The sequence below is a fragment of the Mycobacterium sp. genome, assembly GCF_049802695.1.
Lineage (GTDB): Bacteria > Actinomycetota > Actinomycetes > Mycobacteriales > Mycobacteriaceae > Mycobacterium.
The window spans coordinates 1-11897 of the sequence record NZ_JBARMY010000202.1; the positions used below are offsets into that span (position 1 = coordinate 1).

The window sequence follows — 11897 nt, forward strand, 5'->3', positions numbered from 1 at the left end:
CCACCGACACGGTCGCCCGGCTGCGCCGCTACCTGGCAGACGACCTGGACACCCCGAAAGCCCTTGCTGCACTTGACGGTTGGAGCACCGACGCGCTCGAATACGGTGGCCACGACACCACCGCGCCGCTGGCGGTGGCCGCCGCGGTGGACGCACTGCTTGGTGTGCAGCTGTAACGCTTGCTCAGCGCGACACGCCGAGTCTCAGCCGGGTCTTATCGCCCGAAGCCCGGCCGGCGCCGGCGCAGGTAGCGCTCGAACTCCGCGGCCAGCGCGTCGCCGTCGATTTTCCCCAGCGCCTCGTGCATGTCCACCTCGGCGTCGCCGCGCTGCTCGAGGGACTGCACGTACTCGGCGATCTCCTCGTCGTCGGCGGTCATCTCGCTGACCGCCTGCTCCCACTCCTCGGCCTGGGCGGGCAGATCCGCCAACGGGACCTCGATGTCGAGCACATCCTCCACACGGCGCAGCAGCGCCACCGTCGCCTTCGGGTTGGGGGGTTGCGACACGTAATGCGGCACCGCCGCCCAGAACGTCACCGCCGGAATCCCGGCGGCAACGCAGGCGTCCTGGAACACACCGGCGATACCGGTGGGGCCCTCGTAGCGGGTTTCCTCCAGGCCGAAACGCCGGGCCGACTCGGGGGAGTAGGCCGCGCCGGACACCGGAACCGGTCGGGTGTGCGGCGTGTCGGCCAGTAGCGCGCCCAGGATCACCACCGTGTCGACGTTGAGCTTGTCGGCGATTGCCAACAGCTCGGCGCAGAAGGTGCGCCACCGCATGTTGGGCTCGACGCCGTGCATCAGCACAATGTCGCGGTCACTGCCGGGCGGGCGGCAGTGCGAGATTCGCATCGCCGGCCACATCAATTCCCGGGTGACCCCGTCGACCTGGCGGATCACCGGGCGATTGACCTGGTAGTCGTAGTAAGCCTCATCATCGATCTCCACGATCGGATCGGCTTCCCAGATAGCGTCCAAGTGCTCCAACGCGTCACTGGCCGCGTCGCCGGCATCGTTCCAACCCTCGAAAGCCGCCACGACGATCGTGTTGTGCAGTTCGGGCAGCGCGGCGCCGCCATCGGCCGGAGTCACATGTTTCAGCGTAAGGGTTAACGCTCAGCAAGGACGCCGATGCATTCGAACGGTGCAGGTGGACCACCGAAATCAATAGGCCAGCTATCCTTATGGAGATGACTTCCGGCGATCCTGCTTACGACACCGACCTGCTGACGACCCTCTCCGAACGCGTCCTCATTGGCGATGGCGCGATGGGCACCCAATTACAGGCTGCGGATCTCACCCTCGACGACTTCCGTGGGCTCGAGGGCTGCAACGAGATCCTCAACGAAACCCGCCCCGACGTGCTGGAAACCATCCACCGCGCCTACTTCGAGGCCGGCGCCGACGCCGTGGAGACCAACACCTTCGGCTGCAACCTGTCGAACCTGGGCGACTACGACATCGGCGACCGAATCCGCGAGCTGGCCTACCGCGGCACCGCCATCGCCCGCGGCGTCGCCGACGATCTGGGCACACCCGAGCGGAGACGCTACGTGCTGGGTTCGATGGGCCCGGGCACCAAGCTGCCCACCCTCGGGCACACCGAGTACGCGGTGATCCGCGACGCCTACTCCGAGGCCGCACTGGGCATGCTGGACGGCGGCGCCGATGCCATCTTGATCGAGACCTGCCAGGATCTCCTGCAACTCAAAGCCGCGGTGCTGGGCTCGCGCCGGGCCATGGTCCAGTTGGGCCGGCACATCCCGGTGATCACCCACGTCACCGTGGAAACCACCGGCACGATGTTGCTGGGCAGTGAGATCGGGGCGGCGCTGACGGCCATCGAGCCGCTGGGTGTCGACATGATCGGGCTGAACTGCGCGACCGGGCCCGCCGAGATGAGCGAGCACCTGCGTCACCTGTCCCGGCATGCCCGCATCCCGGTGTCGGTGATGCCGAACGCCGGGTTGCCGGTGCTGGGTGCCAACGGCGCTGAATACCCGCTGCAGCCCGACGAGCTGGCCGAGGCGCTGGCCGGTTTCATCGCCGAATTCGGGTTGGCGCTGGTCGGCGGGTGCTGTGGCACCACCCCTGAGCACATCCGGCAGGTCGCCGCCGCGGTGGCGACGTTCAACGACGGCAAGGCCGAGCGCGGCCGCCGCAACATCACCCACGAACCGGCGGTGTCGTCGCTGTACACCGCGATTCCGTTCGCGCAAGACGCCTCGGTGCTGGTGATCGGTGAGCGGACGAACGCCAACGGGTCGAAAGCCTTCCGTGAGGCGATGATCGCCGAGGACTACCAGAAGTGTCTGGACATCGCCAAAGACCAGACCCGCGACGGCGCGCACCTGCTGGACCTGTGCGTCGACTACGTGGGACGTGACGGCGTGGCCGACATGGCGGCGCTGGCCAGCCGGCTAGCCACCGCTTCGACACTGCCGATCATGCTGGACTCCACCGAAACCCCGGTTCTGCGTGCCGGTCTTGAGCACCTGGGCGGGCGTTGCGCCATCAACTCGGTCAACTACGAAGACGGCGACGGGCCCGAGTCCCGGTTCCACAAGACGATGGAACTGGTAGCCGAACACGGAGCCGCGGTGGTCGCGTTGACCATCGACGAGGAAGGCCAGGCCCGGACCGCCGAAAAGAAGGTTGAGATCGCCGAGCGGCTGATCGCCGACATCACCGGCAACTGGGGCGTCGACGAGTCGTCGATCCTCATCGACACCCTGACGTTCACCGTCGCCACCGGACAGGAGGAGTCGCGCAAAGACGGCATCGAGACCATCGGGGCGATCCGCGCGCTGAAGCGACGTCACCCGGATGTGCAGACGACGCTGGGGTTGTCCAATATCTCGTTCGGTCTCAACCCCGCCGCCCGTCAGGTGCTCAACTCGGTCTTCCTGCACGAATGCCAGGAAGCCGGCCTGGATTCGGCGATCGTGCACGCCTCGAAGATTCTGCCGATGAACCGGATCCCCGACCAGCAGCGTGACGTCGCGCTGGATCTGGTCTATGACCGGCGCCGCGAGGACTACGACCCACTGCAGGAGCTGATGCGGCTGTTCGAGGGCGTCTCGGCGGCGTCGTCGAAAGAGTCGCGCGCAGCCGAGTTGGCCAAGCTGCCGCTGCTGGAGCGGTTGTCGCAGCGCATCGTCGACGGAGAACGCAACGGGTTGGAAGCGGATCTCGACGAGGCGATGACGCAGAAGCCGCCGCTGGCGATCATCAACGAGAACCTGCTGGCCGGGATGAAGACGGTCGGTGAGCTGTTCGGCTCCGGTCAGATGCAGCTGCCGTTCGTGCTGCAGTCGGCCGAGGTGATGAAAACCGCAGTGGCTTATCTGGAACCGCACATGGAGAAGGCCGAGGATGACTCCGGTAAGGGACGCATCGTCCTGGCCACCGTGAAGGGCGACGTGCACGACATCGGCAAGAACCTCGTCGACATCATCTTGAGCAACAACGGCTACGAGGTGGTCAACATCGGCATCAAGCAGCCGATTGCCAACATTCTCGAAGTGGCCGAAGACAAAAGCGCCGACGTGGTTGGAATGTCGGGGCTGCTGGTGAAGTCCACGGTGGTGATGAAGGAAAATCTCCAGGAGATGAACACCCGCGGTGTCGCCGAGAAGTTTCCGGTGCTGCTCGGCGGCGCGGCGTTGACTCGCAGCTACGTGGAAAACGACCTGGCTGAAATCTACGAGGGCGAAGTGCATTACGCGCGAGATGCTTTCGAGGGCCTGAGACTGATGGACACCATCATGAGCGCGAAGCGGGGCGAAGCTCCCGACGTCGACAGCGCCGAAGCGGTGGCCGCGCGGCAGAAGGAAGCCGAGCGCAAGGCCCGCCATGAGCGGTCCAAACGGATTGCAGCTCAACGCAAGGCGACCGAGCAGCCGGTCGTCGTGCCGGAGCGCTCCGACGTGGCGACCGACGTCGAGGTGCCGGTGCCACCGTTCTGGGGATCGCGCATCGTCAAAGGCCTGGCGCTGGCCGAATACACCGGACTGCTCGACGAACGCGCGCTCTTTCTGGGTCAGTGGGGGTTGCGCGGCGTGCGGGGCAGTGCGGGCCCGTCCTACGAGGAGCTGGTGGAGACCGAGGGCCGACCGCGGCTGCGGTATTGGCTTGACCGGTTGTCCACCGACGGTGTGCTCGCGCACGCAGCGGTCGTCTACGGCTACTTCCCGGCGGTGTCCGAGGGCGACGACGTTGTCCTGCTCACCGAGCCGCGTCCCGACGCCGAGCAGCGTTTCCGCTTCACCTTCCCGCGTCAGCAGCGTGACCGCTTTCTGTGCATCGCCGATTTCATCCGTCCGCGCGACGTGGCCATCGAGCGGGGTCAGGTTGACGTGTTGCCATTCCAGCTGGTGACAATGGGTCAGCCGATCGCGGACTTCGCCAACGAACTGTTCGCCTCGAACTCCTACCGCGACTATCTCGAAGTGCACGGCATCGGTGTGCAGCTCACCGAGGCGCTGGCCGAATACTGGCACCGGCGAATCCGCGAGGAGCTGCGGTTCTCCGGCGACCGGGCGATGTCCACCGAGGACCCGCAGGCCGTCGAGGACTATTTCAAACTCGGCTACCGCGGCGCGCGGTACTCCTTCGGCTACGGCGCGTGCCCTGACCTGGAGGACCGGGTCAAGACCATGGCGTTGCTGGAACCCGAACGCATCGGGGTGACACTGTCGGAAGAATTGCAGCTGCATCCCGAACAGTCGACCGACGCCTTCATCCTGCACCATCCGGAAGCGAAGTACTTCAACGTCTGATCATGGCTGCTGACCGTGTTGACGAGGCTCAGGAACGGACGAGCCAGACACTGACACCAGACGCGGAGGCGCTGCCATCGGATCGGCACGGTGCCCGCAGGGCCGTTCGTGCCGCCGTCCACTACGCGTCGGTGGCCGCCATCGGCGGTCTGCTGTTCGGTTACGACATCTCGGTGACCAACGGCGCGATCAGCGGGCTGGCGGCGGACTTCCGTCTCGGCAACGCACTGCTGGGTTTTGCGGCGGCCGCGGCGCTGCTGGGAGCCGCGCCCGGAGCGATGATCGGCGGACGGATCGCCGACCGGATGGGCCGGCTGGCGATGATGAGGCTCGCGGCGACGCTGCTGGTGGCCTGCGGGTTGGGTACCGGGCTGGCCGGCAACATCGCCACCTTCATCGTCTTCCACACCGTCGGCGGCATCGGTATTGGCGTGGCTTCGGTGGCCTCGCCGGCCTATATCGCCGAGATCTCGCCACCGCAGCTCCGCGGCCGGCTCGGCTCACTGCACCAACTGGGCATCGTGCTGGGCATCTGCGGATCGCTGGCGGTTAACTGGGTGCCGCTTCGTCTTGCCAGGGGTGCCAGTGCGCACCTCTGGTTGGGGTTGGCGGCCTGGCGATGGACGTATCTGGGCGAGGTGCTCGTCGCGGTGGTCTACGCCGCGTTGATCTTCACCATTCCCGAGTCGCCGCGCTACCTCGTTGCCGGCGAACGGTTCTCCGACGCTCGCCAGGTGCTGTCGAAGCTGCTGGCCAAGCACGACGTTGAGCCGACGCTGAACCGGATAGCCGAGACGCTGCACCAAGAGAAGCCGCCGGCCTGGCGTGACCTGCGCGCCCCGACCGGGGGCGTGTACCCCGTTGTCTGGTTGGGCGTGGGGCTCGCGGTCTCGCAGCAGTTCGTCGGCATCGCGGTGATCTTCTTCTACTCCCGGGTGCTGTGGGAGGCAGTGGGATTCGGCGAGTCGTCGGCGTTCACCATCGCCCTGGCGACGTCGATGGTCAACGTGGTGATCACCCTGCTGGCGATTGTGCTGATCGACCGCGTCGGCCGCCGGCCGCTGCTGTTGGCCGGATCGACCGGTATGGCCCTGATGCTCGCGACCTTGACGGTCGTGTTCAGCCGGGCTCCGGTCGTCGACGGCCGGCCGATCCTCGCCGGCTCTTCGGCGCTGGTCGCGCTGGTCGCGGCCAACCTGTTCGTGGTCGCGTTCGCGGTGTCGTGGGGACCCATCGTCTGGGTGCAGCTGGGTGAGATGTTCCCCAACCGGATCCGGTCTGCGGCGCTGGGATTGTCCGCCGGTGTCCAGTGGGTGGCCAACTGGACGATCACGGTGACCTTCCCGGTGCTGCGCCAGGCGCTCGGGCTGGCCTACGCCTTCTACACCCTGTGCGCTGTGCTGTCGTTCGTCTTCGTGTGGCGGTGGGTCCGGGAAACCACCGGTGTCTCGCTGGAAGACATGCACGCCGACTCGCTGCAGACCGAAGGCGAAGAGGCCTGCTGAAACCGCCGTGACTTCGGGTGCCGGCGCGTGAAACAATCGCTGGCCGTGAAGACCTTTGAGGATCTGTTCGCCGAGCTGGGTGAACGCGCCCGCAGCCGGCCGTCCGGTAGCGCCACCGTGGCAGCGCTGGACGCCGGGGTACACGCGGTAGGGAAGAAGATTCTGGAGGAGGCCGGTGAAGTGTGGCTGGCCGCCGAGCATGAATCCGACGACGCGCTCGCAGTGGAAATCAGCCAGTTGCTGTACTGGACGCAGGTACTGATGGTGGCCCGCGGGCTGACACTCGACGACGTGTACGAGAAACTCTGATGGCCGCTTCGTTCCGAAACGGCGCCGCGTCGACGCTGCGGGTGGCGGTACCCAACAAGGGCGTCCTGAGCGAGCCGGCCATTGAAATTCTCGCCGAAGCCGGATACTCCCGCCGCACCGATCCCAAAGACCTGACGGTCATCGACCCGCACAACAATGTCGAGTTCTTCTTTCTGCGGCCCAAAGACATTGCCATTTATGTCGGTTCGGGCGATCTCGACTTCGGCATCACCGGGCGCGATCTGTGGCGCGAGTCCGATGCGCCGGTGCGCGAACGGCTGGCGCTGGGCTTCGGGGCGTCAAGTTTCCGCTATGCCGCCCCGGCCGGACGCGACTGGACGCTCCCTGACCTGGCCGGCCGGCGAATCGCCACCGCGTACCCCAATATGGTGCGAAAAGACCTATCCGACAGAGGAATCGAAGCAACCGTGATCCGGCTCGACGGTGCGGTGGAGATTTCCATCCAGCTCGGAGTCGCTGACGCCATCGCCGATGTGGTGGGCTCGGGCCGCACCCTGAGCCTGCATCATCTGGTGGCCTTCGGTGAGCCGCTGTGTGATTCGCAGGCGGTACTCATCGAGCGGGCTGAGCCGGCGGCGGTCGAAGGTGGCCCGAGTGGCACCGCGCGGGACCAACTGGTGGCCCGGGTGCAGGGTGTGGTTTTCGGTCAGCAGTACCTGATGCTCGACTACGACTGCCCGCGCGCGGTTCTCGACGACGCCACAACCATCACGCCCGGTTTGGAGTCGCCGACGATCGCGCCGCTCGCCGAACCGGACTGGGTGGCGGTGCGCGCGCTGGTGCCGCGCCGCGGCGTCAATGAGATCATGGATGAACTGGCCGCAATAGGAGCCAAAGCGATCTTGGCCTCCGATATCCGGTTCTGCCGATTCTGACCATGGATGCACTGCTGCTGCCGTGGTTGCTGTGTTAGCGTCCGGCTAGAGCCGATCGCCGACCGCGGTCAGGTGGCAGCGCGGCCCTGACAATCGAAGGCAGATCGGCATACCCCGCCAGGAAGGTCACCGTGACGCACCTCTACGTTTTGCTGCTGGCTCTGCTGATCGGTGTCGTCGCCGGTCTGCGTTCACTCACCGCGCCCGCCGTCGTCGCCTGGGCTGCCTATCTGAAGTGGATCAACCTCAGCGGGCACTGGCTGTCCTGGGTGGGCCACCTGATCACCGTCATCATCTTCACTGCGCTTGCGCTCGGTGAGTTGGTCGTCGACAAGCTGCCCAAGACGCCGTCCCGGACCGCGCCGCCGTCGTTTGCTGCCCGCATCGTGATGGGCGCCTTCGCCGGCGCCGTCCTCGGCACCGCCTGGGGTTACACCTGGGGCGGGTTGGGCGCGGGTGCCGTGGGCGCGGTGCTGGGTACGTTGGGCGGCTACCAAGCGCGGTCCCGGTTGACCACTGCCCACGGTCACGCCACCCCGATCGCGCTGCTTGAAGACGCGATCGCGGTGCTCGGCGGATTCGCCATCGCGGCCATCACCGCCGCGTTGTGACAACGCGTTTCGATGCGATCGTGGTGGGCGCCGGCCAGGCCGGGCCACCGCTCGCAGGCCGGCTGACCGCCGCCGGCCACTCCGTCGCCGTGGTGGAGCGCAAGCTGGTCGGCGGCACCTGCGTCAACACCGGATGCATTCCCACCAAGACGCTGGTGGCCAGCGCCTACGCAGCTCACCTGGCCCGTCGCGGCGCCGACTACGGCGTGGGCACGGGACCGGTCGTGGTGGACATGGCGAAAGTCAAGGCGCGCAAGGACGACATCATGCTCAGCGACCGCAAAGGCGTCGAAGACTGGCTGGACGGGATGGACGGCTGCACGCTGGTGCGCGGCCACGCCCGGTTCACCGACCCGCATACGCTGCAGGTCGGTGACGACGTGCTGCAGGCCGACCGGATCTTCCTCAACGTCGGCGGTCGGGCCGTGGTGCCCGAGATACCCGGGCTCACAGACGTCGACTACCTCACCAACGTGTCGATTCTCGAACTCGACGTTGTGCCTGAACATCTCGTCATCGTCGGCGGCAGTTACATCGCCCTCGAGTTCGCGCAGATGTACCGCCGTTTCGGGGCCCGCGTGACCGTCGTTGAGAAAGGACCCAGGCTGGCGTCCCGCGAAGATCACGACGTCTCCGAGGCGATCATGTCCATCCTGCAGAACGAGGACATCGACGTCGTCGTCGACGCGGATGATGTCCGAATCACTAATCACAGCAACGGCTGTCAGCTGACCGCTCGAAGCGGTGCTGCGCCGATATCGGGCAGCCATTTGCTGCTGGCGGTCGGGCGGCGACCCAACACCGACGATCTCGGACTGCACGAGGCCGGTGTCGAGACCGACCCGCGCGGCTACATCACGGTGGACGATCAACTGAAGACCAACGTCGATCACATCTGGGCGATGGGTGACTGCAACGGTCGGGGAGCGTTCACGCACACCTCCTACAACGACTTCGAAATCGTCGCCGCCAACCTGCTCGACGGTGACTCGCGCCGGGTCAGTGACCGCATCACCGCCTATGCGCTCTACATCGACCCGCCGCTGGGACGGGCCGGGATGACGGTTGATCAGGTTCGCTCATCGGGTCGCCGCGCGCTGGTGGGGTTACGTCCCATGACGCGGGTCGGCCGAGCGGTGGAAAAAGGCGAGTCGCAAGGCTTCATGAAGGTGGTTGTCGACGCCGACACCAAACAGATTCTGGGCGCGGCCATTCTGGGTGTCGGCGGCGACGAGGCCGTGCACGAGATCCTGGACGTGATGTCAGCCAAAGCGCCTTACACCACGCTGTCGCGCACCATGCACATCCATCCGACGGTCAGTGAACTGATCCCCACCATGCTGCAGGAGATGTCACCGTTGCAGTAGGCCGGCTGCTGAGATCGCAGTCAGGCAGCCGGCTGCTCCGGCCAGCCGGGATATGGCGGCGGTGTTCCGCCGAAGAGCGGGCAAAGCGCTTGGTGCGGGCACCAGTCGCACAGCCGAGTTTGGCTGGGCCGGAAATCGCCTGTCGCACCGGCGGATTGGATCGCCCGCCAGATCGCCATCAACGTTTTCTCGAAGCGCAGCAGTTCGTTGTGGTCGGGGGCGTAGTCGAGCAACTGGCCATCCGCCAAGTAGATGAGCCGCAGCCGGGTCGGCAGCACACCACGCGAGCGCAGCAGTGCCACCGCATAGAACTTCATCTGGAACATCGCCTTGAACTCGGCGAGTGCCCGCGCGGCCGGCGGCGCCTTGCCGGTCTTGTAGTCCACCACCCGCAACTCACCGGTAGGGGCGACGTCGATCCGGTCGATGAAGCCGCGCAGCAGTGTCCCGTCGGCCAGTTCGACCTCTACGCGCTGCTCGCAGCTCTGCGGGTCGAACCGGGTCGGGTCTTCCAGCCGGTAATAGCCGGACAGCAGCGCCTGCGCCTGCTCGAGCAGCTCGGCGCGCTGGGCGGGCCCGAACTGCCCGGCCAGCTCCGGTTCCTCGGCGATCACCTGATCCCAGGCCGGCCCGACGAGCGCCTTGGCTGTCTCCGGCACCCGCTGCACCGCGGGTAGGCCGTAGAGCTGCTCGAGCGCGGCGTGCACCACCGATCCGCGCACTTGGGCGGTCGACGGCGGCTCGGGCAACCGATCGATCGCCCGGAACCGGTACAGCAGCGGGCACTGTTTGAAGTCTGCCGCCCGCGACGGTGACAACGCAGGCCGCCGCCAGGTAAGTTGACCGGCCGGCGCGCTGTGCATACCAGCAGCCTAGAAGCCGGTGCCGACAACCCCGCGCATCGGCGTCGGCGCGTCTGCTGGCAGGCTTGAGAACTGTGTCTTCAACCGGCTCGTTCGTTGTCGGTGATCGCGTTCAGCTCACCGACACCAAAGGCCGGCACTACACCATGCTGCTCAAGCCGGGCGGCGAGTTTCACACTCATCGCGGGGCCATCGCGCACGACTCGGTGATCGGCCTGCTCGAGGGCAGCGTCGTCAAATCCGCCAACGGCGAACCGTTTCTGGTGCTGCGCCCGCTGTTGGTCGACTACGTGATGTCGATGCCGCGCGGCGCGCAGGTCGTCTACCCCAAGGACGCCGCCCAGATCGTGCACGAAGGTGACATCTTCCCGGGAGCGCGGGTGTTGGAGGCCGGCGCCGGATCGGGCGCACTGACCTGCTCGCTGCTGCGGGCGGTCGGGCCGAACGGCACGGTGGTCTCCTACGAGCTGCGAGCCGACCACGCCGAGCACGCCCGCCGCAATGTGGAGGTCTTCTTCGCTGGCGCCCCGGATAACTGGCAACTAGTGCTGAGCGACCTTGTCGACAGTGAACTGCCTGACGGGTCAGTCGATCGGGTCGTGCTAGACATGCTGGCGCCGTGGGAGGTGCTCGACACCGTGTCGCGGCTGATCATCGCCGGCGGCGTGCTGACGATCTACGTAGCCACCGTGACTCAGCTGTCGAAAGCGGTTGAAGCGTTGCGGGAACAGCAGTGCTGGACTGAACCGCGCGCGTGGGAGACCTTGCAGCGCAGCTGGAACGTCGTCGGTCTCGCGGTGCGCCCACAGCACAACATGCGCGGCCACACCGCATTCCTGATCTCCGCGCGGCGGCTCGCCCCCGGCGCTGTCACGCCGCCGCCACTTCGCCGCAAGCGCCAGCTGTAGCCGCCCGGCGCGAGTGGAAAGTCAGTCGTCGCTGCGACGCAGTCCGCGCCGCACCGACAGCAGCTCGAATTCCGGATGCGCAGCGACCAGCCGTTCGGCAGCGTCGAGCACGTCGACGGTATGGCTGCGATCGCCCGACACCGTCGACACCCCGATGCCCGCCCGCCGGTACAGATCGACCGATCCCGTCTCGGCCGCTGAGACACCGAACTTTCGTTGCAGCTCGGCGACGACGGGGCGAACCATCGAACGCTTCTGCTTCAGTGACCGCACGTCACCGAGCAACAAGTCGAATTCCAGCCAACCGATCCACATCGCGACCCGTTACGGAGTCGGCGACGGCGACGGGCTGGGGTGGGAGGTGTCGAACGCCAGCAGCATCGCGGCCGTTTGCTGAGACAGCTGCCAGCCGCCTTCATTCGGCTTGAACTCCATCGGGAAGGTGAAGCCGGTCGCCGCCGGGTTGGGACCGGTGACGGTGACCGTTGCGGTGACGTCGGACGGATCCCGGTCCGACCAGGCGATGTCGCTGGCGTTGAAGGTGGGCGGCGCGAAGCCGCCGTTCAGCAGCGCGCTGGCGAATTTGTCGAAGACCGGCGCATCGTTTGGACGCGAGCCCTCGACCAGGTGCAACTTGGCCAAACCCGGCAACGCCG

General features: G+C 66.5%; 10 protein-coding genes and 2 pseudogenes. 8 read left to right on the top strand and 4 right to left on the bottom strand.

The genetic code is table 11. The features are described 5' to 3' along the window. Positions 1 to 176 (top strand): annotated as a pseudogene (locus WA317_RS08065) (cysteine--1-D-myo-inosityl 2-amino-2-deoxy-alpha-D-glucopyranoside ligase); the annotation flags it as partial. A gap of 38 nt (positions 177 to 214) precedes the next feature. Here the strand turns inward: WA317_RS08065 and WA317_RS08070 are convergent. Further along, entirely contained in the window at positions 215 to 1093 is an 879-nt protein-coding gene (locus WA317_RS08070) for a PAC2 family protein (RefSeq protein ID WP_425172535.1), read from the bottom strand. Between the two features lie 98 nt (positions 1094 to 1191). Between WA317_RS08070 and metH the strand changes: the two genes are divergently transcribed. From metH to WA317_RS08100, 6 genes are all read left to right on the top strand, one after another. Then, positions 1192 to 4782 carry a methionine synthase gene (gene metH / locus WA317_RS08075; RefSeq protein WP_425172536.1) on the top strand — a complete coding sequence of 1197 codons (3591 nt, stop codon included), beginning with the start codon at positions 1192 to 1194 and terminating at the stop codon, positions 4780 to 4782. 2 nt (positions 4783 to 4784) lie between these two features. Next, positions 4785 to 6287 carry a sugar porter family MFS transporter gene (locus WA317_RS08080; RefSeq protein ID WP_425172537.1) on the top strand — a complete coding sequence of 501 codons (1503 nt, stop codon included), beginning with the start codon at positions 4785 to 4787 and terminating at the stop codon, positions 6285 to 6287. Between the two features lie 27 nt (positions 6288 to 6314). Beyond that, on the top strand, positions 6315 to 6596 hold the full coding sequence (locus tag WA317_RS08085) for a phosphoribosyl-ATP diphosphatase (protein WP_425172538.1): 282 nt from the start codon (positions 6315 to 6317) through the stop codon (positions 6594 to 6596). Next, positions 6596 to 7492, top strand: coding sequence for an ATP phosphoribosyltransferase (gene hisG / locus WA317_RS08090; protein WP_425172539.1), 897 nt, complete (start codon positions 6596 to 6598; stop codon positions 7490 to 7492). The genes WA317_RS08085 and hisG overlap by 1 nt, the downstream gene beginning before the upstream one ends. A gap of 131 nt (positions 7493 to 7623) precedes the next feature. Continuing rightward, entirely contained in the window at positions 7624 to 8103 is a 480-nt protein-coding gene (locus tag WA317_RS08095; RefSeq protein WP_425172540.1) for a glycine zipper 2TM domain-containing protein, read from the top strand. After that, entirely contained in the window at positions 8100 to 9470 is a 1371-nt protein-coding gene (locus WA317_RS08100; RefSeq protein WP_425172541.1) for an FAD-containing oxidoreductase, read from the top strand. Before WA317_RS08095 ends, WA317_RS08100 begins: the two co-directional genes overlap by 4 nt. A 20-nt stretch (positions 9471 to 9490) precedes the next feature. On the opposite strand, the gene WA317_RS08105 is transcribed toward WA317_RS08100, so the two are convergent. Beyond that, positions 9491 to 10333 (bottom strand): RecB family exonuclease, encoded by an 843-nt coding sequence (locus WA317_RS08105; protein WP_425172542.1) that lies wholly within the window; start codon positions 10331 to 10333, stop codon positions 9491 to 9493. Positions 10334 to 10407: 74 nt separating this feature from the next. On the opposite strand from WA317_RS08105, the gene trmI reads away from it, so the two are divergent. Beyond that, a complete protein-coding gene (trmI, locus tag WA317_RS08110) occupies positions 10408 to 11241 on the top strand; it encodes a tRNA (adenine(58)-N(1))-methyltransferase TrmI (RefSeq protein ID WP_425172543.1) in 834 nt (277 codons plus the stop codon). Between the two features lie 21 nt (positions 11242 to 11262). On the opposite strand, the gene WA317_RS08115 is transcribed toward trmI, so the two are convergent. Beyond that, positions 11263 to 11556, bottom strand: a complete 294-nt coding sequence (locus WA317_RS08115) for a DUF503 domain-containing protein (protein ID WP_425172544.1) — start codon at positions 11554 to 11556, stop codon at positions 11263 to 11265. 9 nt (positions 11557 to 11565) lie between these two features. Further along, positions 11566 to 11897: pseudogene (locus WA317_RS08120) on the bottom strand (hypothetical protein); the annotation flags it as partial.

Excerpts from the sequence above, each read along its gene's own strand:
- metH (WP_425172536.1), top strand. The coding sequence starts at position 1,192 with ATGACTTCCGGCGATCCTGCTTACGACACCGACCTGCTGACGACCCTC.
- WA317_RS08080 (WP_425172537.1), top strand. The coding sequence starts at position 4,785 with ATGGCTGCTGACCGTGTTGACGAGGCTCAGGAACGGACGAGCCAGACA.
- hisG (WP_425172539.1), top strand. The coding sequence starts at position 6,596 with ATGGCCGCTTCGTTCCGAAACGGCGCCGCGTCGACGCTGCGGGTGGCG.
- WA317_RS08105 (WP_425172542.1), bottom strand. The coding sequence starts at position 10,333 with ATGCACAGCGCGCCGGCCGGTCAACTTACCTGGCGGCGGCCTGCGTTG.
- WA317_RS08115 (WP_425172544.1), bottom strand. The coding sequence starts at position 11,556 with ATGTGGATCGGTTGGCTGGAATTCGACTTGTTGCTCGGTGACGTGCGG.